General features: G+C 36.8%; 18 protein-coding genes and 1 tRNA gene. 14 read left to right on the top strand and 5 right to left on the bottom strand.

Annotation, left to right across the window (positions count from 1 at the left end):
* The first annotated feature begins 76 nt into the window (after nucleotides 1–76).
* Both ACKWB9_RS06230 and ACKWB9_RS06225 read left to right on the top strand, forming a co-directional pair.
* Nucleotides 77–853 carry an MBL fold metallo-hydrolase gene (locus tag ACKWB9_RS06230; RefSeq protein WP_414002139.1) on the top strand — a complete coding sequence of 259 codons (777 nt, stop codon included), beginning with the start codon at nucleotides 77–79 and terminating at the stop codon, nucleotides 851–853.
* 32 nt (nucleotides 854–885) lie between these two features.
* Nucleotides 886–1,380 (top strand): hydrolase, encoded by a 495-nt coding sequence (locus tag ACKWB9_RS06225; RefSeq protein ID WP_414002138.1) that lies wholly within the window; start codon nucleotides 886–888, stop codon nucleotides 1,378–1,380.
* Here the strand turns inward: ACKWB9_RS06225 and ACKWB9_RS06220 are convergent.
* The 5 genes from ACKWB9_RS06220 to ACKWB9_RS06200 all read right to left on the bottom strand — a co-directional run bounded on the left by ACKWB9_RS06220 (nucleotide 1,377) and on the right by ACKWB9_RS06200 (nucleotide 6,660).
* Nucleotides 1,377–2,036 carry an alpha/beta hydrolase gene (locus ACKWB9_RS06220; protein WP_414002137.1) on the bottom strand — a complete coding sequence of 220 codons (660 nt, stop codon included), beginning with the start codon at nucleotides 2,034–2,036 and terminating at the stop codon, nucleotides 1,377–1,379. The two genes, ACKWB9_RS06225 and ACKWB9_RS06220, sit on opposite strands and share 4 nt — an antisense overlap.
* A 3-nt stretch (nucleotides 2,037–2,039) precedes the next feature.
* Nucleotides 2,040–2,363 (bottom strand): hypothetical protein, encoded by a 324-nt coding sequence (locus tag ACKWB9_RS06215; protein WP_414002136.1) that lies wholly within the window; start codon nucleotides 2,361–2,363, stop codon nucleotides 2,040–2,042.
* A gap of 3 nt (nucleotides 2,364–2,366) precedes the next feature.
* Entirely contained in the window at nucleotides 2,367–3,626 is a 1,260-nt protein-coding gene (locus ACKWB9_RS06210) for a dihydroorotase (RefSeq protein WP_414002135.1), read from the bottom strand.
* Between the two features lie 25 nt (nucleotides 3,627–3,651).
* Entirely contained in the window at nucleotides 3,652–5,574 is a 1,923-nt protein-coding gene (locus tag ACKWB9_RS06205; RefSeq protein ID WP_414002134.1) for a BatA domain-containing protein, read from the bottom strand.
* Nucleotides 5,575–5,652: 78 nt separating this feature from the next.
* The gene (locus tag ACKWB9_RS06200) at nucleotides 5,653–6,660 is read right to left on the bottom strand and encodes a glycosyltransferase family 2 protein (RefSeq protein ID WP_414002133.1); all 1,008 of its coding nucleotides are present in this window, start codon (nucleotides 6,658–6,660) and stop codon (nucleotides 5,653–5,655) included.
* A 154-nt stretch (nucleotides 6,661–6,814) separates the two neighbouring features.
* On the opposite strand from ACKWB9_RS06200, the gene ACKWB9_RS06195 reads away from it, so the two are divergent.
* The 12 genes from ACKWB9_RS06195 (at nucleotide 6,815) to ACKWB9_RS06140 (ending at nucleotide 24,146) form a co-directional block, all read left to right on the top strand.
* Nucleotides 6,815–6,899, top strand: a tRNA-Ser gene (locus ACKWB9_RS06195).
* A 427-nt stretch (nucleotides 6,900–7,326) separates the two neighbouring features.
* On the top strand, nucleotides 7,327–7,881 hold the full coding sequence (locus tag ACKWB9_RS06190; RefSeq protein ID WP_414002132.1) for an RNA polymerase sigma-70 factor: 555 nt from the start codon (nucleotides 7,327–7,329) through the stop codon (nucleotides 7,879–7,881).
* A 143-nt stretch (nucleotides 7,882–8,024) separates the two neighbouring features.
* Complete coding sequence (locus ACKWB9_RS06185; protein ID WP_414002131.1) at nucleotides 8,025–9,155, top strand: FecR family protein; 1,131 nt, start codon at nucleotides 8,025–8,027, stop codon at nucleotides 9,153–9,155.
* 158 nt (nucleotides 9,156–9,313) lie between these two features.
* Nucleotides 9,314–12,868, top strand: coding sequence for a SusC/RagA family TonB-linked outer membrane protein (locus ACKWB9_RS06180; RefSeq protein WP_414002130.1), 3,555 nt, complete (start codon nucleotides 9,314–9,316; stop codon nucleotides 12,866–12,868).
* A 23-nt stretch (nucleotides 12,869–12,891) separates the two neighbouring features.
* A complete protein-coding gene (locus ACKWB9_RS06175) occupies nucleotides 12,892–14,325 on the top strand; it encodes a RagB/SusD family nutrient uptake outer membrane protein (RefSeq protein ID WP_414002129.1) in 1,434 nt (477 codons plus the stop codon).
* 111 nt (nucleotides 14,326–14,436) lie between these two features.
* Nucleotides 14,437–14,961 carry a peroxiredoxin family protein gene (locus tag ACKWB9_RS06170; RefSeq protein WP_414002128.1) on the top strand — a complete coding sequence of 175 codons (525 nt, stop codon included), beginning with the start codon at nucleotides 14,437–14,439 and terminating at the stop codon, nucleotides 14,959–14,961.
* 612 nt (nucleotides 14,962–15,573) lie between these two features.
* Nucleotides 15,574–17,544, top strand: coding sequence for an FG-GAP-like repeat-containing protein (locus tag ACKWB9_RS06165; protein ID WP_414002127.1), 1,971 nt, complete (start codon nucleotides 15,574–15,576; stop codon nucleotides 17,542–17,544).
* Nucleotides 17,545–17,554: 10 nt separating this feature from the next.
* Nucleotides 17,555–18,595, top strand: coding sequence for a DUF2911 domain-containing protein (locus ACKWB9_RS06160; RefSeq protein WP_414002126.1), 1,041 nt, complete (start codon nucleotides 17,555–17,557; stop codon nucleotides 18,593–18,595).
* Entirely contained in the window at nucleotides 18,596–19,858 is a 1,263-nt protein-coding gene (locus ACKWB9_RS06155; RefSeq protein ID WP_414002125.1) for a peroxiredoxin family protein, read from the top strand. It begins immediately after the preceding gene.
* Nucleotides 19,859–19,889: 31 nt separating this feature from the next.
* Nucleotides 19,890–21,422, top strand: coding sequence for an amidohydrolase family protein (locus tag ACKWB9_RS06150; protein WP_414002124.1), 1,533 nt, complete (start codon nucleotides 19,890–19,892; stop codon nucleotides 21,420–21,422).
* 14 nt (nucleotides 21,423–21,436) lie between these two features.
* Nucleotides 21,437–22,750, top strand: coding sequence for a thioredoxin family protein (locus tag ACKWB9_RS06145; protein ID WP_414002123.1), 1,314 nt, complete (start codon nucleotides 21,437–21,439; stop codon nucleotides 22,748–22,750).
* A gap of 7 nt (nucleotides 22,751–22,757) precedes the next feature.
* Nucleotides 22,758–24,146 carry a TlpA family protein disulfide reductase gene (locus ACKWB9_RS06140; protein ID WP_414002122.1) on the top strand — a complete coding sequence of 463 codons (1,389 nt, stop codon included), beginning with the start codon at nucleotides 22,758–22,760 and terminating at the stop codon, nucleotides 24,144–24,146.
* The last annotated feature ends 52 nt before the right edge of the window (nucleotides 24,147–24,198 follow it).

The following is a 24,198-nucleotide window of genomic DNA, read 5'->3' as shown; positions in this document are numbered from 1 at the left end:
GTTACACGCAATTATAAAATTTCTTAGAGATACATATCCTTGCTGTTTTATTTAAATAAGGATTAAATTTGTTTGGATGGAACAAAGGCTTAAAATCACCTTTTTGGGAACGGGTACCTCACAAGGTATCCCTATTATAGGGAGTACCCACCCGGTTTGTCTGAGCAACGATGAAAAGGATAAAAGGCTCCGCGTTTCGGTGCTGTTGTCCTGGGGGGAATATAATTATGTAATTGATTGCGGCCCCGATTTTAGACAGCAAATGCTTACGCATAAGATTTCAAAATTGGACGGAATACTTTTTACACATGAACATTCCGATCATACGGCCGGTCTGGACGACATTAGACCGTTTTTCTTCAGACAGGGAGATATTCCCATTTATGCCCGTAAACGGGTAATCAAATCCCTGAAACAAAGATTCGATTATATATTCAGTAGAAAGAACAGGTATCCCGGGGCCCCTGCCGTAATAATCAATTTAATTAAAAAGGGTATATCCTTTAAGTTGGGTGATAAAGAAGTCGTTCCCATTGAAGCGGACCACAATAGATTGAAGGTTTTTGGTTTTCGGGTGGATGGTTTTACCTATCTTACCGATGTAAAATCGATAAGGCCAAAGGAGATCGAAAAGATCAGGGGAACTAAAATATTGGTCGTAAATGCGTTACGAAAAGAGCCGCACCATTCCCATTTCAATTTAAAGGAGGCTTTGGAATTTGTTGAGACCATAAAGCCCCAAAAAACCTATTTTACCCATATTAGCCATTTATTGGGTTTTCATAAGGAAGTGGAAGCCCAACTCCCTAAAAATGTATATTTAGCATACGATAATTTAGAAATGACGTTATAAATAGATATCGATATAAACAAAAATGACAATAGATGAAAAATAAAATATTCTTGTACCTCTTTATTTTTGCCTCTCTCATAGGGCTATATCTCTTTATAAGCAGCGATAAAATAGTGACGGCCCATATAGAGAAAATTAAACGTCTGGAATTGGAAACGGTGGCACTAAAGGATTCCGTGCAAGAACTGAACATCAAGGTTATGGACGTGCAACATTTCTCTCTGGAAAATAATGATTATGCTTTGGAGAATTACGAGCATTTAAACCTCGAAAACCCCGAGAGGTATATAGCCGATAAATTATTGGAAACCAACGAAAGCCCCGGTAATAATCCATTGATACCCTATGAGGGAATGGAGGGCGATTTTAAAATAAACAAAATCAATGTTCTGAACCATAAGTGGATATTGGCCGAATTTACGGATGGCAAACATTGGGGAGAAATGATTATTGAGTATCGTTTAAAAGATGATTTAGGGGCCGATTTTACCTTGACCGATCATTTACTCTACACCAGTACATTTTAAATTCTATCCGTTAACCATTTTTTAAGGGCATAAAAATTTTGGGGGATAACGCCATGTCCCGAAGGAAACTCTTCATAAACGTGATCAATATCCAATGCAGTCATTATTTCCGGTGCTTTTTGGGCCCATTCAACCGGGATTACCTGATCCACCTGACCATGGGAGGCATAGATCTGAAGGTTGGAAAAATCATTGTTAGCATAACCTTCCAACAGGATTCCTTGATTGATGTAACCACTGAGCGCAATTACGTTTTTTACTTTGGAAGGATAGGACAATGCAATGGAATAGCTTAAAATAGTGCCCTGACTAAAGCCCAAAAGGGTACGATTGTCGGTATCCAGACCATAGGTTTCACAGGCCTCGTCCATAAAAGATATAATTTTATCACGGGACAATACCGCCTGTTCATCATCGCTCCATTTACCGTTTTGCGCATCAAAATTAATGGCATACCATGCATGACCAAAGGGTTGTAGAACATAAGGGGCCCTTACCGATATGATGCAAAGTTCAGGAGGTAGCTCGGAAGCAAAAGAGAAAAGATCTTCTTCATTGCTACCATAGCCATGTAGCATAAAAAGAACCGGGGCTTTTTTATCGGTATTATTGGATGGCCTAATAATATGTTCAAGAGAAAGTGGGGCAGTGGTCATGGGTTAATTAATAAAGGTGAACCATTTTTGAAAGTAAGGGCCTAGCACTGGAATCAACTGTTTTTTATTGTTCAACACCCCTAAAAAACCATAGATCAATAAGGTGAAGTAACATAGGTATAGTACGGGCAATGTATAAGGATTATACCAAACGCTATTAAAAATGGCAAAAGCATGAAACAATAAATGAATACCAAAAGCCTGACGGATATGAAACTTTGCAAAATCATGTTTGGGTTCCATATTCATGCTAATGGCTATAATAGCCCCAATTATGGTCAAATAAGTAATTATGGCCGTGTTTTTGCCTTTAATGGTGGAGGACATAACTTAGAAGTTCAAGGTCAATTTATCATTGTTAAAAGCTCCAAGTACCCTTCCTTTTAGCTGGTTTCCAAGGAAAAGACTATTGTGCGAGGTACTTGCTATATGTTCTTGAGAAAAATCGTATTCCGTTACTGGTTCAAAAAACGTAAGGGAGGCAGGATTCCCTGCTTTCAAGGAAGGGGTTTTCAAGCCGAAAACCTCTCGCCCCCTGGTTAAGGTTTCTATGGTTTCCTCCGGCCCAAAAAGTTTGTTCAAGGCACCGAATGCACTTTCCAGCCCCAAGGTTCCGTAGGAGGCATTGTCAAACTCCACATGTTTTAGTTCTATATTCAATGGGCTATGATCAGTGGTTACAAAATCTATGGTTCCATTCTTCACGCCTTTGATCAATGCCTTAATATCCCTATCATTTCGTAAAGGTGGCTTTACCTTGAAGTTGGTATCGAAATTGGACAGGACATTATCGGTAAAGAGCAAATTGTGTATGGCCACACTACAGGTAACCTGTAAGCCTTTCCTCTTTGCATCCGCAATAAGTTTTACCGATCGTTCCGTAGATATTGTAGGAATATGTAATTTTCCTCCGGTGTATTCCAAAATGAACAAATCCCGGGCTACCTGTAATTCTTCGGCCAAAGCCGGTATTCCTTTAAGACCGAGCCTTGTACTTGTTTCCCCTTCGTTTACACTTCCTTTTCCTGCAATGTTTTTGTCCAACGGGAACGAAAAAACGGGACTTCCAAAATTTTGGGCATATTGCAGGGCTATTTTCAGTAAGTTGGGATTGCTGATCGGTGACTTAAAATCATAGAACCCGCGGGCACCGGAATTCATCATGTCATACAATTCGGCCAATGCATGGCCTTCGCCCTTCACCGTTAGATTCCCTAATGGGTATAGATTGGTCAATTGATCTTGTGCCGCATTTCGTAAATAGATAATATCCGAGCTGCTATCGGGAACCGGAAAACTTGTGGGATTGAGCAGAACATCCGTAAACCCGCTTTTAGCGGCGCAACGGAGTCCATTGGAAATCGTTTCACGTTCTTCAAAGCCCGGTTCTCCAAAACTCACGCCCGCATCGAACCAGCCAATGGAGACATGTAGGTCTTTGTGTTCGATTATCCGGGTTTTCGAAGGTGGATCAATAGCGGTGGCTATTTTTTCAATGTGGCCATTAGCAATTAAAATATCACGTTTTTTTAAATGAAGGTCCTTGCTGGCAGCATTTATGATTTTGGCCGATTTTAAGAGTATGTCCATTTGCCTGGTAGTTGTTCTTTAGGAGTTATTTTAGAAATCTTTGCAAAGCCGTTTCTATGAGAACAAACAACAATGCTAAAATAGCAAACCATTTCCAGAACTCATTTATACTATTGTTTTTTTGAGCTTCTTGAAAGAAATCGGAAATGGAAGTATAGGTACTATTGTCTTTGACCCCATTTATATCCAAATATAAAAGTTCACTTTCTTTTCTATGGTAATTAAAACCTATAGACCGCATAATGGTATCCTTATTCTTAATTTGAAATATACCGTCAACAATGGGGTTTTCTACAAAAGCCAGCCTTACTTTTTGGGGCAATACCTGTTGTTGGGGAATAAAATCATATATTCCATTTGAGGTCTTTAATATATTGTCCTGTGCCAAAGAGATAGGAATTTCAATTTTAGCACTGTTTCCAATGGTATGATATAAAGTAGGCAGTTTTAAGCTATGAAGGCCCATGTTATAAAAAGTGGGCACGATAAGGGGGGTGTTTTTAAAGTTTGAATTTTCGGTGGATAAGGAGGCCGAAAAGGAATAAAAATTGGGAGCACCTATTAAAAAAGGGGCTTTGTTCTGAAAATTCAGGGCAAAAGGTGCCTTTGAATGCAATCTATAATACGTTGAAACCTTTGGATATTGAAAATTGGTCACTTCCCCATCAAAGACATTGGTGTATAAGGGGTGTTCCGAAACGACATCGGAAATTGGAGTTTCCTGGGTAATCTTATCCGAATAAGAGGTATTAAAATAACCATTTGTCAATTGGTTATAGGAAGAAAGGTCGATATCCCTTGCCGGAATAATGGTTACGGTCCCGGCATTATCCAAAAAGGATTGGATTGCGGTTACCAGTGCGGACGGAATTTGATCTAGTTCATTTAAAATGACCAGGTTTTGGTTTTCCAATATCCCATAATTGAGCTGATCGAGCGGATAACCGGAAAAGTTAAATTCATCTGGTGTAAAAATCTTTTTAAGAAAACTTGTTTTTTCCCCATCAATAGAGAGTACGTTGATTTTTTCCCGTTCATTAAGGGTAAAATAGAATTGATTATCGTACTCCAATCCACTATCCGTTACAACAATTCTACCGGCAATAGCTTCTTTGGACGGAAGGGAGAAGATTACGGATGCCTTTTTGTCCGTATTGAATTTTGCCGAGGTCTTGGCTATTAATTTATCTCCATTGTATAGTGAGACAGGGGTATTCTCTAGTGCGGTATTTGTGGAAATTTGGACCATCAGTTCCAATGTCTCATTGTTCATGGCCTGTAAATACAAGGAATCGATAGAAACATTTTCGATTTTTGTGATGGAAGGACGAATAAAATGGATTTCTCTCCCATTACTCCCCATAGATGACGGATTGCCCATTCTTTGTTGAAAATCCGACATAAGGACCATATTTTTTTGAGAACCTTGGATATCCTTAAAATAATTTTTGGCCTTTAAGGTAATTTCCCCTAAAGATAATTGTTCGGTCGTGGTGGAGAGGTTTAAGAGTTCATTTTGAATGTCCTTTATAGTTACGTTCTTAAATACCTGATTGTTGGTAAACAAGGTGAATTCTTGATTTTCCGGAATGTATTTGATAAAGTCTTGTGCTATTTGTTGAACGAGCGTACCGTTGTTCGTTTTGGCCTGCATACTAAAGGAGTTGTCCAAATAGAACACATTTTCCTTTGGTTGCAAGGCTATTTCGCCAGCACTAAAAGGTTGGGCGAAGGCCAATACCAAGGCAGTCAACAACAACAATCTAGACAAGAGTACAAGCCATTTTTTAATAGTGCTGCTTTTCCGTGATTCGCTAACGACCCTTTTTAAGAATTTTACATTCGTAAAAGGTGTTTTCTTAAATCGTCTAAGCTGAAAAAGATGGATAATTATAGGAACAAGGAGAAGTAAAAGAGCCCAAAGGATTTCTGTATGTTTAAACTGCATTCCCTTTTTTGATTGTACAAAGATAGTTAAATCTTGGGGATGCCTTGTAACTCAGGTTAAATAAGAACGGTTGTATTCTCAGCAAAAGAAAAAATAATCGTTCATGTGGGTTTGCCCAAGTTTATTAAAAAAGAGTATTATATCTTCTTGGGCTTTTTCGTTGGCCACGGTTATTATGCTTTGTGGCTTCTCCAGCTTCGATAAGGTTTTGAACGAGAGCATTTGCTGGCCATATATTTCTTTTCCTATTTTTTTAGGATTATCACAGAGCCAATAAAAGGGGATATTCCTCTCGACCAATAGTTTGGCTATGGTCTTGCCCTTGGCTCCCGCTCCCCAAATGGTCAATGGTCTTTTTGGGTTCCGCTCCAATTTTAGAAAATAATGCAGTTTTATGTCTAAAAAATAATTTTGGGCATAGTGTTCGCTGGTGCGCGAAGTGCGGTTATCATAGTCCCGCCAATAATGCACTATGATATTACAGGGAATACACTTTAACTTATTTTCATAAAACCGGAAAGTAAGATCATAATCTTCGGGGTATCTATTGGGATAAAAGGCATTGCAATTCTCCAGATCTTCCCGATAGGTCATCCAACAGGGTGAGGGAATGACACATTCTTTGTAGATTTCAGAATAATTGGTGCCGTTGATGGTAAGCTCGTTCAGCCATTGTTCATAACGTTCGTATCCGTTGCTGATGCCCCTGTCCGAAAAATACTTTACCTGCCCTATGGATACGTGACCTTTACCGTATTTTAATAGAGAAGCGACCATGATTTCCAATTTATCGGGTGTCATAACATCATCGGAATCCATTCGGGTAATCAATGCTCCTGTACTATGGGAATAAGCCAGGCGCAATGCCTCTATTATTCCTTTTCCCCGGTTGGGCAATACTTTGAACCGGGAATCTTTTAGAACAAATTCTTGAACAATTTTTAAACTTTGATCAGAAGAATGATCATTAACGGCTATTACCTCCCAATTTTGGTATTGCTGTTGGTGTATAGACGCTAAACATTCCAAAAAATATAGCTCCGTATTCTTAAATGGAATTAAAATACTTACCAATGGCCCGTTCATATGGCTTAAAATAGTTTTGAGCGAAAAATTACGATGGATAAATCAAGTGGACAATAATTAATACGATTAGTTTACAGGATAGAAATGGAAGAAATTAATTTGTAAAAAAGCCTTTATGGAATAGAAAAACCTTGCTATCTTTGCATCCGCATTAGGAGAAATGGCAGAGTGGTCGAATGCGGCAGTCTTGAAAACTGTTGAGGGTCACACCTCCGGGGGTTCGAATCCCTCTTTCTCCGCACTATAAAACCTCAACTAATTGATATTTAATATGTTGAGGTTTTTTTTATTTCCAATATCCATCAGACAATATGAATTATGAAGGGGCAAGATCAATTGTTGTGTTTAGGCAAAAATCCATGTTAACCTGAAGAGGGGAAAAATCCTTTGGAACGTATTTCTTCTACAGAGTATTTAACTCCACAAATAATGATGTACCTAATATTAGTGAATTTTCGAAATAACCAGCCCTATACTATATTTCTTTAGAATCCATGACATAAATGTTTGTTGAATATGTACTATATTTTTAGTCATTTACACATATTATATATGAGTTCATATAGTGAAATTTAAAATTGATCATTCCTTATTGTGAATATTCAAAAATAAAATTTAATATCTTTTGTATAGTTTTGTTTCATCCAAAAGAATCCGAATAATTAAATGAACCTTATTATTGAACAAATAAGAAGAGGTAATCGTAAGGTTTATGAAAATTTCTTTAACAATAATTACGAATCATTGGTAATTTATGCCAACGGATATCTTTTTGACCAACAGGCCAGTGAAGATACGGTTCAGGATGTGTTTATTTACGTATGGGAGAATGCGGCCCGTATGAACATTACCACCTCATTGAGGGCATATATGTACACTATGGTACGCAACCGGTGTTTCAATTACCTGAAGTCGATGAAGATTACGGATAACTATGATTTTCTTGATTTCAACATCAACCTGATCACCGAGCACGTTTTTGATTCTACCTCTACCGAAAATAAAAAGATCGTCCATCATCAAATCTTAAAAATTGTCGATTCGTTGCCGGACAAAATGCAACAGATCGTTAAGCTAAAGTTTTTGCACAACTACAGGTACAAGGAAATTGCTGAAGAGCTCAACATTTCGGTCAATACGGTAAAGACCCAGTTAAAAAGGGCCAAGATTAAGATTACCGAGTCGGTCACATCCATTCTTATCTTATTGGATATGTTGTAACCAATTACTGTTATGTTGCCCCGCTAAAATATTATTGCCCAATACTTGTCTTCTTCATGGGCATTTAACTTTTTTTTAATGTTTTGTCACCCATAATGATATTTGTCTTGTCTTATACAAAAAGCCTCATAAAAGGATGTTAAATGGAGTTTAAACTTATCATAAAAAAAATTAACGAAACGCTTTCTAAAGAAGAGGCGACCATTTTTGATAAATGGTATGCCGAATCTCCCGAGCATGGAAAATTCTTCAACAATGTAAAGGAGAATTATGGCCAAAATCTAGATCATATTAATGTGCGGAAAGGGTGGGAACGGATTGAGAAAAGGCTACAAGAACACAAGAGTAAAAAATTCCAATGGAAATATGCGGTGGCCGCTTCCATGGCCCTCTTGGCCGCTTTGGCCTATTTTTACAAGGACGGTTTTGGTATCACATCACCGGCAACACCATTACCCGTGGTGTTTAAAAATGTACTGCCCGGTACGGACAAGGCCACTCTTACCCTGCAAGACGGTACTCGAGTTGCTTTGGAAAAAGGGAGACACTATACCAATGACAAGCTCGATAGTGATGGGGAGAATATAGTATATAAAGCAGGCAAGACCGCAGCGCCGGAAATGGCCTATAATTACCTGACCGTTCCCCGGGGAGGACAATATTTTGTACAACTTTCGGACGGTACCAAGGTTTGGTTGAATTCCGAATCCCAGTTGAAATATCCGATAGCATTTGCAAAAGGCAGATCCAGGGAAGTGGAATTGTTGTACGGTGAGGCCTATTTTGAAGTGTCGCCGGCCAATGAACACGATGGTGCCAATTTTAAGGTAGCTACTCAGGGGCAGACCGTGCAGGTATTGGGTACCCAGTTCAATATAAAGGCCTATAAGGAAGAGTTGCGTATCAATACCACATTGGTAGAGGGCAGTGTCTCGGTAAATACTCCTGTTCGTTCAGCACTTTTAAAGCCTAGCGAACAATCCCGTTTCAATGTTGAGACCAACGGAATGGTAGTTTCTGAAGTGGATGTTTATAACGAAACCTCTTGGAAAAAAGGCATTTTCAGTTTTAAGGAAAAGGAATTGGCCGAAATCATGAAGGTGTTGTCCCGATGGTATGATGTGGAAATCTATTTTCAAAACAAAAATTTAAAGACCGTTAAGTTTAATGGCGTGTTGCGAAAGAATCAAAAACTGGAAAAAATACTTTCGGTGATCAAGATGACAAATGCTATAGACTATGAAATACAAGATAACGAACTGATCATAAAATGATCGTAAAAATAAAGAGGGAATGGGGTCAGATCTCTCACAATACGAACCTCATCCCTCTTGGTGCTAATTAATTTAATAACTAACAAACATGTAAATTTATGGAAATTAACACGTATGGGTCTCTTTTTTATACACAAAAGAGGCTTCTGAAAATGCTTATGAAGACATTTATTTTTTTATGTTGTACCATTGCGTTGGCCATGGGTCCCAATACGGGATTCTCACAAGATGCCAAAATTGTAATCGATTCCGATAGGGAGGTGACCGTGGATCAGGTATTTGACATTATCAAACGCCAAACAGATTTTACGTTCATCTACCGGTCCGACCTGTTTAAAAACCACCCTAAGGTGCAGTTGAAAAAAGGAACCGTTAAAGTGGGCAAGCTTTTGGAAAAAAGCCTTTCTACCAAAGACTTTGTGTTCAACTTTGACACGGACAATATCACCATTCGGGAAAAAACAAAGACTTCCGAATCGGATGTCGCACAAGAAACCTTTCCTATAAGTGGTACTGTGACCGATGAATATGGTACTCCTGTGCCTGGCGTCTCTGTTTTTGCCTCTTCTAATGATCCAGAAGGTAAAATTCCTTATTCTCCCGACTTTGTAGTTCGGGGTACTGCTTCTGATTTTGATGGTAATTTTACTATAGAGGTGTCTATGAACGATTATCTTTCGGTATCCGGGCTTGGCTTTGAGTTTTATACCACACAGATTACCTCTAGACAAGGGGTATACAACATTGTGCTTAAAGAATCGCAAAGCAGATTGGATGAAGTAGTGGTTGTAGGGTATGGACAAACAAAAAGAACGGACCTTACGGGTTCTGTCGCTACGGTAAAAGCAAAGGATATTGTCAACACCCAACCGGCCTCATTAAGTGTAGATCAGATTTTAGGAGGTCAGCTGGCCGGGGTCAGTGTAGCACAAACGGGATCACGACCAGGGCAAGGAGCTATTATCAATATTCGAGGACAGGCTACCGTTAGAGGAGCCAACCAACCCTTATATGTTATAGACGGAATTCCTATTTTGGTTGATGAGCAAGTACCCGACAGTTTTGGTGGTAGAGAGGACCAAACAGCTATTTTTTCTCAGCAAAACCCGCTACTCTCATTAAATCCCAATGATATTGAAAGTGTAGATGTGTTGAAAGATGCTTCAGCTGCAGCCATTTATGGGTCAAGAGCGGCTAATGGGGTTATTTTAATTACTACAAAAAAAGGAAAGAAAAACAGACGGGGAACTTTTAATGTAGATTACAACATAAGTGTACAATCGGCTATTAAAGAATATGAATTGATGGATAGGGCACAATTCATTGCCTATCAAAATCAAATAGCACAGAATACATTGGATGTGAATGCAATTGACCCTTCTGCTTCTTTTAATCTTAATTCAGCAAATGTTGTATTGAACAACAATAGACGACATAATGATTTTGACCCAACGCTTCAAGCACCGTATTTTGGTACGGGAGAATCGGATTGGGTATCGGAATTATTTAATGACAATGCGATCAACCAATCTGTTGGGGTCAATTATTCTGGTGGAACCGATAGAACAACCTATTATGCCTCTTTAAACTATGCCGATCAAGAAGGAATCAATAAAGGAACCGATTTTAAGAACTACAGTGTTCGCTTGAATGTAGATTCTGATGTGTATAAAGGCGTTAAAATAGGAACAAATATAGCATACAGTAGAAATGAATCATTGACAAATGGAAATGGCACTAATTATCGACCTGCTTTTTTCTATCAACCAACTTTTGACGTGTTTAACCCAGATGGTACATACACTTCTTTTGTTAACTTCTTTGATCCCTTTACTCCTTCTACTACCCCAACATTTAATCCAGCTTCAAATCTAGAAATAGAAAATGAAAACAGTGGTAATAACTTTACGGGATCTGCCTTTATAGAAGTTGAACTGTTAAAAGGCTTAAAATGGAAATCTAATTATAATGTTGGAATTTTAGGTTCGGATTCTAGGTCTTATTCCCCTGTATTTTTATCAGTAGGTTTATTTAGCGAAGATTTGAGTTTATCGTCTAGCGAGAGTATAAATACTACTTGGGCACATACTTTGTCGTATAATAATACATTTGCGGATAAGCATGCTGTTGATGCGGTTGTGGGCATGTCATTTGAACAGCGAAAAATCAGTCAAAATGGTATTGCTGGTAATGGTTTTGCAAACGATGTTTTTAATAATATTAATGCTGCGGATAACATTTTAAGACGTTTTGAAGATCAACAAACGGGACGTTTAAATTCCTATTTTTTACGTACCAATTATAATTTTGATCAGCGATACTATCTCACGTTTACTGGTAGGGCAGATGGTTCCACCAAATTTGGGCCTAACAACAAATGGGGTTTCTTTCCTTCTGGTGCGGTAATGTGGCGTATTTCCAATGAAAATTTCTTAAAAGATAACGCTACGTTCTCTGATTTAAGATTACGGGCTTCGTATGGTCGCACAGGTTTGGCAAACCTGCCCGAATTCCAGTTTCGATCAGCTTACCAAACAATCACTGGAGCATCTAGAACAACCTACGATGGCACTCCTATTATTGTTACCAACGGTATTCCTAATGCAGATTTGCAATGGGAAACTACGGATCAATTGGATTTAGCCTTGCAATTTGGTTTGTTTAATAATAAAGTAACTGGTAGTATTAACTATTACGATAATAAAACCAAAGGCTTGTTACTATTTGGAGGTATTTCGCCAACGACAGGTTTTGCTACTCAATTGCAGAATGCTGCTGATATTACGAATACGGGATGGGAAGTTGAATTGGGTACCAATCTTGAATTTGGTAAATTCCGTTGGAATACCAGATTTAATGTTTCGGCGAACAGAAATACCTTAGATCGTTATAATGGTGGGTTTATCAATATAAATGGCTCAAACCCCAATACGGTTCAAGAAGGAGAGCCTTTGGGAAGTATTTTTGGATATGAGGTAGAGGGTATATTTCAAACTCCGGAAGAGATTGCCGAGTTGAATGCCAACGCACCAATAGAAAACACTGAATTTCCTGGCGAGTATCAAGATCCGTTCGGAATGAGCGTGGGGAATTATAGATTAAAAGATCAAAACGGAGATGGACAGATTACTGCTGCAGATCGTAAAATATTAGGTAGTGTACAGCCTGATTTCTTTGGTGGATGGAACAACACCTTCACTTATAAAGGGTTTGACCTAACGGCTAATTTTCAATTCTCTCAAGGAGGAGAACGTGTTTTTCAAGACAATATTGCCTTTAATCTCTATGGTTTAGATCGGAGTAATATTGTAGGGGCCTTGGATAATACCTGGTCATCGACCAACACCGGTGCAAGGTATGAATCAGCCATATTCAGTTCTTTTAGATCCTTTGCCAGGGAAAGAGATGCTTCTAGTACGAATGGCGGAGAATTAGACGTAAATGTGTTCAGTACAGATTATATCCGATTAAAAACAGTACGGTTGGGGTACAATTTACCTACCAATCTAATTGATACCCTAGGGATATCCAATATTAACTTATACGTAGTGGCCAACAATGTGTTTACCATTTCTGATTGGCCCGGTCTAGATCCCGAGGTAGTAAATGCAGATAACTTAGGAGGAAACGTAAGCTCTCTTAGTACGGATTCTGGTTTTGATGCCAGCCCATTGACAAGAACTTGGTCTCTTGGAGTACGCGTTGGATTTTAAGTATAACACTAAACAAAAAACAGATGAAAAATAAATTTTATAACATACTATTTATAGTTACAGTATTATTTTTTAGTGCATGTAATAGTATAGACGATTTAGAACCCTCATTTCGATTGGATCTGGACAAGGCCATTACCAATGAGAGTACAGCTGAAAATGTACTTGTAGGAGTGTATTCAAAACTGAGGAATACCAGCTTTGTTTTTGCGGTAAACGGAATTGGAAATCAGATGGGAATTACCTTTAGGGGCTTTTCTAATTTTGATTTAGAAAATAATGAGCCGCTTACCAATAACGGTCTCTCATCGGGGCTATACACAAGCAGTTATGAACTTGTGCAAGAGGCGAATGTATTTCTTGAAAATATTGAAGCTGTAGATGCTAGTGCCCTCGGAGGAGAAGACAATAAAAGTAATCTAATTGCTGAAGCGCGTTTTCTTAGGGCATTAGCCAATTTTTACTTATTACGATCTTTTGGAGAGTTTTACGATACGGGTTCAGATTTTGGTATTTCCTTACGTAGAGTATCTGCTATAGATGGAAGCCCTATTGCCAGAGGCACGGTAGCGGAGACTTATGCTTTTATTAATGAAGATTTGGATTTTGCGATTGCCAATGCAACACGCCCTGAAAATTTTAGGGCTAATGTTTTTGCTGCTAAAGGATTAAAGGCCAAAGTAAAATTATACGAGGGAGATTATGAAATGGCAGCTCAATTGGCAGCTGATGTAATTGCCGATTCAGGTGGTAGATTTTTTCCTGATGTATTTGCAGAAACCTTTAGTTATCCAGATAGGGATACGGATGGTAACATTATTGTAGGAGCCGATGGTAATGCCGTTGTTACCCCATCGCACGAGTCTACTTCTTTGTTATTTGGTCCATTTGCAGACAACGCTACAGAGCGTGTATCTACTGCAAACTCATATTTTTCGTTTAACCCTCCTATCTATGCCGGTATTGCAGCAGGGGATCCAAGGGAAGTAAATGGGTTTAATGGTATCGATAAAGGTTTGCAGTTTTTTAATAGCGGTTTTCCAAATTTTGAATTTCTTGGTTCATCTGCACCAACACTGATGTTGTTGCGATTAGCAGAGGTATATCTTATTCATGCTGAAGCGGAGTTAAGACGTGGAGGAAGCGTAGCCGAAGCACTCGGTAGCCTTAATGCTGTGCGTACACGTACTGCAGTTGGCCTGCCAGCGATTGTATCTTCCGATGCAACGGAAGTATTGGAAGCAGTTCGGGCGGAGAAATTATTGGAATTAGCTTTGGAACAAGGAGAAGATTATTTTGATTTGGTACGTTATCATATAGCAGGAGATTTGGTAGCATCAAGTATTAAACCAACGATGACCAATGAAGATTTTTTCATCTTACCTATACCGGATGCAGAATTATTAAATGAAGGAGCAAGTGATGTAATCGTTCAAAACCCGGGATACACTAATTAAAAGAAATCATAGATATTATTTAAATAAAGAATATAGAAAAGCTGCCCGACATCATAAATAACAATGATAGGGTAGCTTTTTTATTTTGAACGACTTTTAAAAATCGATTTTATGAAGAAGTCCATTATATATTTAATGAGCGTTTGTTTTTTGGTATTCATATTGTCGGCATTCTCGTCAAAGTCCGATAGCGTATATGATCACGGACCTTTAAAGATAGGCGACTATGCACCTAATTTTATTCTCGAAGGTTCGGATGGAAAAACATATCAGTTATCCGATTTTAAAGGAAAGATTGTTGTGCTCGACTTTTGGGCCATGTGGTGTGCACCCTGTAAAAAGAAAATGCCCAAAATTCAAAAATTACATGAAACCTATAGTGACATGGGCGTAGCGGTCTTGGGAATGTTAGCTATGAACAAAGGGGCCGAAGAAAAGGCAAAAACCTATTTTGCCGAAAATGAATACAGTTTTAAGTTGTTGTATGGAAACGATGAATTGACCAAAAACTATGAACTTAAGTTTCTTCCTACCGTGGTGGTTGTAGATAAAGAAGGAAAAATCGTATACCTCACTACAAAGCCCAATCCCAACGAATTTGAAGACATTACGGCGATTGTAGAAAAATATAAATAACGTGAGTTCGACACTTGTATTTCAGAAATTTATAAATCTTTGTTGGGTCTAATGCAGTCGAAAGTACTCCTCAAGGATACGCTTTGATTAGCTCAGCATGACATTTGTGTTCCCAATTGTTTTTCTGGGCAAATGAAATCTAAGTTGTCAGTCCGAGCTTCTCGAGGACGCTTCGACAAGTTCCTTTAATTTGTGTTCTTAGCTGTCTTTTGGTAAATCAAATCTATAGTGTCAGGTCGAGCGCAGTCGAGACCTCCTTGAAATATAGGCTTTTGAAAACCTCTCGACTTTAGCCTATCTTGAGCGAAGCCGAAAGGCTTGAGGAGACATTTACTGATATTATTGACTTTTTCACATCAAACAATGGATTTTTAAATCGAACTCACGTTAATTATTTAATAAGTATAAATTCTGATCATGTATAATCTAAAAACGATGGTCAAAATGGTATTAAAACAAAATACCCGTTGAATGAAAACCATGCGGTCGAAACTATTAAAATACTGACTCTCCTGTCATAGATTGAAATTTGGGTTTTTTTTAAGAATTTATATGTAACCCATTTTTTATGAATTACACTTATATATATATAACTAAACTAAAAAAATATTCATGAAGTTAATTTATGTTGTATTGAGTTTGTTTTGTGTAACGGCAGTAGTAGCACAAGATTTACGAGAAGACAAAATTAAAACCACCAACTTTCCCAAATTAAAAGAATTGGTCAATACCAATATTCCTGGTGCGATTACATTTTCACAGCCTCAATTAATCACAGGAACTAAACAAGAAATCCGTACAGAAAAACATGGATTAATTTACCCTGCTTTTTTCGATTGGAACAAAGACGGTAAAAAAGATTTGTTACTAGGGGAGTTTGAAACAGGCGAAACAGGATCATACGTTAAAGTATATTTAAACGAAGGCTCTAAAAAGAAACCAAAATATTCGGGAGAATATTTTTATGCAAAAGATGTAAAAGGCGATACCATTAGCAATTTTCAGTGGTGTTGTATTGGTATCCATCCGCGTATTGTAGATTTAGACCAAGATGGTTATGATGATATCTTGTCGGGACAATACAACCCTGGTGCAATTTCTTGGTGGCGAGGTTCTAAAGAAGGCTTTTTACCTAAGCAATTTATAGAACAAGAAGGGTATATAGACACACAAGAACAAAAATATAACGTAGCCCCTTGGAAAACGGAGTCCAATTCCTATTGGAATTATACAACAGCAGACTTTGCCGATTTTAATGGCGATGGCTTGTTGGATTTATTTGTAGGTGGTTCTGGAGATATGCGTGTAGCCTTAAACACAGGTACCAAAGAAAAACCAAAATTTGGATATAGGAATTATCTACGTCATATAGATGGAAGCCATTTGTATGTAAAAAAACCAACACAAGCAGATATCGATAAAGCGACCGAAGAAGATCGTTATACGGAAATGTCTGGTGTTTGGAAAAGTTATATAAAACCTACAGACTGGGATAAAGATGGCGTGCTAGATCTATTAGTGACCTATGAATATAAAAAGAAAGGCCATAATCCCGTAGATTTTTATAGAGGGGTAAACACGGATAAAGGACTCCGTTTTGAAAAACGAGTACCGTTGTTTACTGCAAAAGACGGCTCTAAAGCATTACCAGGGGTACAACCCATGATGACCTTGACCGACCATAACAATGATGGTGTAGAAGATATGGTTATCGGTCTATCCATACCCACCATTAATGGTTTTGAGGTGGTCGATGAAATAGCATGGGCATGGGCAGGAGATTTAGGTATTGAAATGCCAGGGAAAGATGCAGGTCGTCAAATACAATATTACAAAGATGGCCTTAAGGGAATTATAGCCAAAATGGAAGATCCTGAGCAAGGAAAATATTTTAAACGGGCTATGCTTGGAAATCTAAAAGATTATAAATATTTAACTATGCGTCATAGGGGTTACGTTTTTGTAATGTACGGTAAAAAAGCTACAACAAAAGCTACTGTGAAAACGGTTAAGGCAGCACCTGCTATAAAACAAAAAGAAATAATCAGAGAGATTGTTGTTGGTAATAACAATGAAGGCGGTCCTGTAAAATATGAGATAAGGGTACCAAAACAAATAGATCAATATAATTTTTCAACGCCTTTTGTAGTAGAAGTAACCATTGCTTTTGATGAAGGTTGGCATGGTTATGTGAACAATGAAGCGAATAAAAAAGACGGTTTTATTCCTACCACAGTGGCCGTTGAACCTTCAGAATACTTGGAAGCGACCAGCGAAATGATACTTCCCGAAGCATCTTTTAAAGGTTTGGCAAAAGTGTACAAAGAGTCCGTAACCTTTAGACAGCAGTTTAAATTTAAATTACCGCCCGCACCGGCAAAACGTCCGAATTTTGATAAAATGACTCCAGAAGAAATTAAAGAATTCGTTAAAGAAACATCTGAAAAGTTAGAAAAAACGGTAGCGACATTCCCTGAAAATCTAGGATTAAAAACGAAAATAACCTATCAAACCTGTGATGATAACATCTGCTTACCGCCAAAAACAGTAGTAGAAGATTTAAAAATAGCATTTAAACATTAAAAAAAATATTATGAAAAATTTACTGCCCCTATGCTTATTTGTACTAGTTACAAGTGGTCTTTTTGCACAATACGAAAATGCGGTAACCGTACCAAGGGTAAGCCAACAGGCCGAGGTAAAACAAACCATTGGTATTACAGATGTTCATGTTAGTTATAGTAGACCTTTAACCAAGGGCAGAACTATTTTTGGAAAAACAGTATCTTACGATAACGTATGGAGAGCTGGTGCCGATGAAAATACGGTAGTCACCTTTTCAACAGATGTGACCATTAATAAGCAGTTGATAAAAGCGGGGTCTTACGGCTTACATTTTATTCCTACAGAAAATGACTGGACGGTTATTTTAAATACAGAGATAGATGCATGGGGTAGTTATTTTTATGAAGAAAGTAAAGATATTATTCGCTTTACAGTAAGCCCAAAACAAATAAACCATCACGAAGCCCTTACGTTTAGTTTTGTAAACATTACCGAAGAAGGAGTGGATTTGCAATTGGCCTGGGCAGAAACAAGTGTGGCATTTACCATTGGGGTAAATACCCCTGAACTGATGGTTAACAACATTAGAAAAGAGTTAAAATCGAGGTTAGCGTTTGGTTCCAATGGATATTATACAGCAGCACAATACTGTTTAAATAATGATGTGAATTTAGAAGAAGCACTGACTTGGGCAGACCGAATATCACAAAGAAACAAAACATTTAAAAACCTAATGCTTAAAAAAGGATTGTTGGAAAAGTTAGGCAAGTCATCAGAAGCCAAAACAACGCAAGAAAAAGCCTTAAAAATAGCATCATCACGAGAGTTGTCTTCTTATGCCTTTTCATTGTTGCGAAAAAAAGAAACGTCTAATCAAGCCATAGAATTATTAAAAACGCTCACTAAAAAAGAACCTAAAAATTATGAATATTATAATTTTTTAGGACATGCTTATGAAAGACTAAACAATAAAAAAGAAGCTTTAAAAGCTTTTCAAAAAGCATTGAACTTGGCACCAAAAGATCAAAAAGAATACATTCAAGAATCTATAGATAAATTTAAAAAATAGATGATAAAATTAAAAGTCACATATGTTCTTTTTATACTAGTTTTTAGTGCGCTACAAGCATGTGGCGGCAAAGAAGAAATTATTGCCATAGATAAAGAAGCACCTAAAACAGGAACGACAGAAAGTGCCAAAAAAGTAATTGCCTTTGCAGAATCTAAGCTAAAAGACATTCAATCTATTCATGCTACTGTAATTGAAACCGCAAATTCTGAAATGTACGGTTCTGAAGAAATTTACACAGGAGATATTGTAATGAAATTTGGAGGCAAACCAGGAACGGCAGGCGATCAATGGTTTGAGTCAAAACAATCGGTAAAAGGAAAAAATAAACATATTAGAGGTGTTTTTACTTCAGAAGGCTTAAAAGAGCTCCATCTAAATAAAAAAAAGGTCATAAAAGGTGATAAAAACGCAAATTCTGCGGCGTGGATTACCGGTGCATTTTCTTGGATTTATAGAGATGCTGATTTTTATACGAAAATGAAGGGCATATCATCAGATAATAAATCTACTCAGAACAATAAAAATACGCATCGCATTTGGTTAGAAGCTATTGAAGACGTTTATGGAACTAGATGTTATGTCATCGCAGAAATTAATCCACAAATAGAAAAGTTCGTACAACGCTATTATTTTGGAGCAAATGATGGATTTTACTATGGTAATACTTCTGAGGCAACAACTAGTGAAGGTTATGGCATTAACAAAACTTTGATTAAAAAGTTGAGTATTAATGACGAGCTACCCCAATTTGATGTAGAAGTGCCAGAGGATTTTACAGTAGAAATGTATGTTGCACCTTGGGATGCAAAAAACATTGAAGTTGGTATGCAAGCACCCGATTGGACTTTGCCAAACCAAGAAGGAGGGGAACAAACCTTATCAAAAGAATATACCGAAAATATTGTATTACTGGATTTTTGGGCAACTTGGTGCGGGCCTTGTAAAGCAAAAATGCCTTTCGTACAAAAAATGTACGACAAATATAAAAGTAAAGGGTTTAAAGTCATCAGTGTGCTGTCAGGAGATGTAGGACATGAAAAGGAAGCCGCAGAATACATCAAAAAGCATAACTATACCTTCGACTTGGTATTTGGAACCAATGCACTTTCGGATACTTATAAAATACGATTTTTGCCAACGGTGATGTTACTGGATAATACTGGAAAAATTGTTCATTTTAGAGATACACCAGGGGTAAATGATAACGTAGACGAAAAAATAGAACTAGAAAACGCGATTAAAAAAGTATTGAAACTATAATGCTGCATTAATTAAAATCAATTACGGATAGATGAAACATTTTTTAATCATGCTAAGCTTAAGCCTAATGCTTTTTACGGCATGTAAAGAAAAGGCAATTAAAAGTAATGATGGGGCAATAGAACAACCTATTATTTCCGCAGATACTATAAAAGCTATTGATACTTCTAGAAAAATAGTACCGCCTACTGAAGAAGAGATGAAAGCTATGATTAAGCAGTCAATGCTTAGAATTCATAAATCGGCAGGGAGAGTGGTTGCAAAAACTATTTTTAAAAATGTAACTATTGTTAATGCTAAAAAAGAAGCATTACGCCATAATATGGCAATTGTTGTAGAAACAGAAAGAATACAAGATATTGTACAAGTTTCTAAACTGTCAGAAAAATATCTTGCAGAGGCTACAATAGTAGATTTAAAAGGAGCTTATGTAATTCCCGGGTTAATAGATTCTCACGTGCATTACACAACAGCGTATTCAAAAAACACACATGAAGCTAATAATCATGCTAAATTAAATCGTCAAATATATAGTGGAATTACAGGGGTTAGAGACATGTGGGGCGATGGTCGTGCCGCAGCACAATTGGCGAGAGAAACGTATATGAACGAAATTAATGCCCCAGATTTTTTCTTTTCAGCAATGATGTCCGGTCCATCTATGTTTCAACAATCTGGTAACGCTTATGATAACGAGTTTTCTTTTGCAGGTTATGGTTCTAAAAGAGGGAAATCTCCTTGGGCACAAAAAATAACAGCAGAAACAAACATTCCTTTAGCTGTAGCTATGGCAAAAGGAACCGGGGCTACAGGAATTAAATTGTATGAAGATTTCACCAAAGAATTGGCAAATGCAATTATAAAAGAAGCAAAAAAACAAGGCATAGCTACTTGGTGTCATTCACAATTATACCCAGCATCACCGTTTGATGTTTTAGAAGCTACAACCGTTTCACATATTGGTAATATAGCGCGTTTTTTTGTAGCAAAAAATAAAGAAGAATTGTTACATGATGATCCCTCGAACTATGACAATGTTGATATTACAAGTTTACCAGAATTTAAAAAATATGTAAAAAGTGCTGTTAAGGCAAATACTATTGTAGAGCCTACAATATGTTTATATACGATGAAAGACAGCTTAAACGAATATGGATACCCTCCAACTTTTAGAGGCACTTCACCTACAAAAGAAATAGGAAGTAAAATGGTTGCAGCTCTGCACGATGCAGGTGTGCCAATTGTAGCAGGTACAGATAAGTTTGCTAAAGCTAACGAGCAGTTCCCTATGCTATTTTCTGAATTAGAAAGCTTTGTGAAACTATCTAAAATGACTCCAGGAGAGGCCATAATATCAGCAACTATAAATGCTGCCAAAAGTTTAAAGAAACAAGATGAATTTGGTTCTATAGAAGTTGGTAAATATGCTAATTTAATGTTTACAGAAAAAAATCCGTTAGAGGATATTGAAAACTTAAAAACAGTGGTATTAACTACAAAACGAGGCAAACAATTTTATAGAAAAGATTATACACATCAATTTAAAACAAACAATTTTAATTAACTCAATTATAAAAAATGAAAAAAGTAGTTCTAGTAATTGCATTCTTAAGTATAGGTATTACCATGAATGCACAGGGCGTAAAATTTTTTAAAGGAAGCTTTGGTGAGGCACTTACAAAAGCAGAACAAGAAAACAAGTTGGTTTTTGTAGACTTTTATACCGTTTGGTGCGGGCCTTGTAAAATGATGGATAAAGATATTTTCCCTTTGCCAGAAGTAGGTGCTTATTTTAATGAAAAATTTGTAGCCATAAAAATAGATGCAGAAAAAGGGGAAGGTATTGCTCTGGCAGAAGAATATAAAGTACCAGGTTACCCTACTATGGTGTATTTAAATCCAGATAGAACGGAAAAAGGACGTTTAGTAGGCGCAGCAGATACAGGAGCATTTTTTATTAACTACTCTAAACAAGCTATAGGAGAAGGAGTTAGTTTTACAGAGCTTTTTAAAGCCTATGAAAAAGGCGATAGGGATTTAGATTATATTGCCGAAGTCTTAACAAAAGGACCTGTGTATGCACAAAGTGTAAAAGATGATAAAGAACAAAGCAATTGGTATAATCGTTTTTCTGAAATATCTAAATGGTACTTTGCAGCAAAGCAACCTAAAAATATGTTGAATGCACAAGATTTTGCATTGATCAAGCAATATTATAACGGAGGTTTTAATACAACTCCTGTAGTAGAGTTTGTGTACAATAATTATGAAAAATTTAAAAAAGTAGTATTACCTGGAGATGTATCAAGATTTGTTCAAAGCACTAATAATCAGTCTATTCATGCTGCTTCTGGTAAAGCAGACACTTCTTTTAGAGAATATGTTGAAGCAATTAACGGAAGATTAGCCAATGCGTACCAAGATGGAAAAAAATACTTTCCTGAAGAATCTAAAGGAGATTCTTATAAAATCATGAAATCTGTAGGAGAAGCAAGTTATGCTAAAGCAACTAATAATTATGATGCATATTTAGATTGGAATGATAAGTACAGAGCCTATTCTGCAACTTATAGAGATTTAGATGAGAACGATTATTTAACAGCAGTTAATAATTTAATGTATCGTATAAATCATAATAAGGATAAAGACGTTAAAAAAACATTAACGAAAACACAGTCTAAACGTTGTATTAAAGTATTAAAAGAAAGCATTAAAAATTTCCCTGAAAGTGCTTCTACAGCATATAGTCTTTTAGGAGACATATATAGTTTAGAAAAAAATAATAAAGAAGCTATCAAAGCCTATACTAAAGTAAAAGAACTGGTAATAGGAACACGAGGTGAAGATTATTTTACCAAACAAGTAAACGAAAAAATAGAAAAATTAAAATAATACAGTTATGTTAAAGAAACTAAGTTTTTTAGGAATATCCATAATGGTATTAGTTTTTACTTCTTGTAAAACAGAAAATAAAAAAACAGCGAGCAATGAAGTTGCAGATGTAAATGACAATACTTACGAGCTAACTATAGAAATTGAAGGTTTAGATAAAAATGCCAAATACAATTGGGATTTTTACGAGTTGTCACCAGCGAGTGGAGAGCGAAGAATTGATTTAAACACATGGGAAAACAAACCATATAGAGATAGCCTTGCTGAAAAAATAGTTTTTAAAAACGGTTCTTATACGGTAAATGGCGAAATTAATCACCCTCGATTGATCATCCTTAAAGATTTTGAAAAAAGTAAATCCTTTCCTTTTATGCTAGGAAAAGGAAAGCAAAACATTAAAGTCAATTTTAACGATTTTAACGATGAATTGGCCTATTATGGTTATGTGCCATTTACTTATAAAGGACAAACTAAAGAAAACGATATCTTTAAAAGTTTAGCAAATCATCCAGAATTTGTTACTTATAAGAATGCCGTGAATAAAGCTAGAAATGCTTATGAAAAAAGTGTGAAAGAAGCATTAGGTTATTCTATGGAAGAAGTTTTTGAAATGACAAAATCTTCAGACCCAGCATTAGTAAAAAAAGGAAGCGAAATCTTTAAAAGTTTATCAAAAAACGAAGCATATAAAAAAGCAAGAGCACTAGACGATGCCCTAAGGCCAAAACTAGATGAGCTAAAGAGTGAAGCTTATATAAGTTTTGTACAAGCAAACCCAGATAGCTACTTAGCTTTTGAGCAAGTGTTAGCTAATGTATTTATGTTCAATTCCAAAGGAGCCAGTTACGAGACCATGGCACCTTATATGGATATTTTAGGAAGTGATATTCGTAAAACCGAAAAGTATGCGGTTATGGCAGAAAAATATAATATTGAAAAAGGCTTGGTAAAAGGTGAGCCAGCAGTCGATTTCGATTTGCCAACACCAGACGGCAAAACCTTAAAACTATCTAGCCTTAAAGGAAAAGTCGTTATCATAGATTTTTGGGCATCCTGGTGCGTTTGGTGCAGAAAAGAAACACCAAACCTTAAAAAGCAATATGCCAAATATAAAGACAAAGGGTTGGAAATAGTAAGTGTATCTTTTGATAAAAAAGAAAAAGCTTATAGAAAAGCATTGGAACATGACGATATGCCTTGGTTACAGGCCTGGGACATAGCAGGTGTAGATGATTCTGAGGTTACCAAAGCCTATGGCGTTAAAGCCATTCCGTTTATTGCCATTATAGACCGTGAGGGTAATATATATGCCTCTAATGTAAGAGGACCAAAATACACAGGAGGGTTTGAAGACAAAGACATCAACAAACACCTAGAGAAGATTTTTGGATTTTAAAAAGAACTGAAAAATACAACAGGACAGTACGTTGTTTAAGCGGTGATTATTC

Source organism: Maribacter spongiae, from assembly GCF_047345125.1.
Taxonomy (GTDB): Bacteria; Bacteroidota; Bacteroidia; order Flavobacteriales; family Flavobacteriaceae; genus Maribacter.
The sequence above is the reverse complement of the archived record's forward strand: the minus strand, read 5'-3'. Positions and strand labels throughout refer to the sequence as shown.

Coding starts and splice junctions, on each gene's coding strand:
- ACKWB9_RS06230 (WP_414002139.1), top strand. CDS start 77: ATGGAACAAAGGCTTAAAATCACCTTTTTGGGAACGGGTACCTCACAA.
- ACKWB9_RS06225 (WP_414002138.1), top strand. CDS start 886: ATGAAAAATAAAATATTCTTGTACCTCTTTATTTTTGCCTCTCTCATA.
- ACKWB9_RS06220 (WP_414002137.1), bottom strand. CDS start 2,036: ATGACCACTGCCCCACTTTCTCTTGAACATATTATTAGGCCATCCAAT.
- ACKWB9_RS06215 (WP_414002136.1), bottom strand. CDS start 2,363: ATGTCCTCCACCATTAAAGGCAAAAACACGGCCATAATTACTTATTTG.
- ACKWB9_RS06210 (WP_414002135.1), bottom strand. CDS start 3,626: ATGGACATACTCTTAAAATCGGCCAAAATCATAAATGCTGCCAGCAAG.
- ACKWB9_RS06205 (WP_414002134.1), bottom strand. CDS start 5,574: ATGCAGTTTAAACATACAGAAATCCTTTGGGCTCTTTTACTTCTCCTT.
- ACKWB9_RS06200 (WP_414002133.1), bottom strand. CDS start 6,660: ATGAACGGGCCATTGGTAAGTATTTTAATTCCATTTAAGAATACGGAG.
- ACKWB9_RS06190 (WP_414002132.1), top strand. CDS start 7,327: ATGAACCTTATTATTGAACAAATAAGAAGAGGTAATCGTAAGGTTTAT.
- ACKWB9_RS06185 (WP_414002131.1), top strand. CDS start 8,025: ATGGAGTTTAAACTTATCATAAAAAAAATTAACGAAACGCTTTCTAAA.
- ACKWB9_RS06180 (WP_414002130.1), top strand. CDS start 9,314: ATGAAGACATTTATTTTTTTATGTTGTACCATTGCGTTGGCCATGGGT.
- ACKWB9_RS06175 (WP_414002129.1), top strand. CDS start 12,892: ATGAAAAATAAATTTTATAACATACTATTTATAGTTACAGTATTATTT.
- ACKWB9_RS06170 (WP_414002128.1), top strand. CDS start 14,437: ATGAAGAAGTCCATTATATATTTAATGAGCGTTTGTTTTTTGGTATTC.
- ACKWB9_RS06165 (WP_414002127.1), top strand. CDS start 15,574: ATGAAGTTAATTTATGTTGTATTGAGTTTGTTTTGTGTAACGGCAGTA.
- ACKWB9_RS06160 (WP_414002126.1), top strand. CDS start 17,555: ATGAAAAATTTACTGCCCCTATGCTTATTTGTACTAGTTACAAGTGGT.
- ACKWB9_RS06155 (WP_414002125.1), top strand. CDS start 18,596: ATGATAAAATTAAAAGTCACATATGTTCTTTTTATACTAGTTTTTAGT.
- ACKWB9_RS06150 (WP_414002124.1), top strand. CDS start 19,890: ATGAAACATTTTTTAATCATGCTAAGCTTAAGCCTAATGCTTTTTACG.
- ACKWB9_RS06145 (WP_414002123.1), top strand. CDS start 21,437: ATGAAAAAAGTAGTTCTAGTAATTGCATTCTTAAGTATAGGTATTACC.
- ACKWB9_RS06140 (WP_414002122.1), top strand. CDS start 22,758: ATGTTAAAGAAACTAAGTTTTTTAGGAATATCCATAATGGTATTAGTT.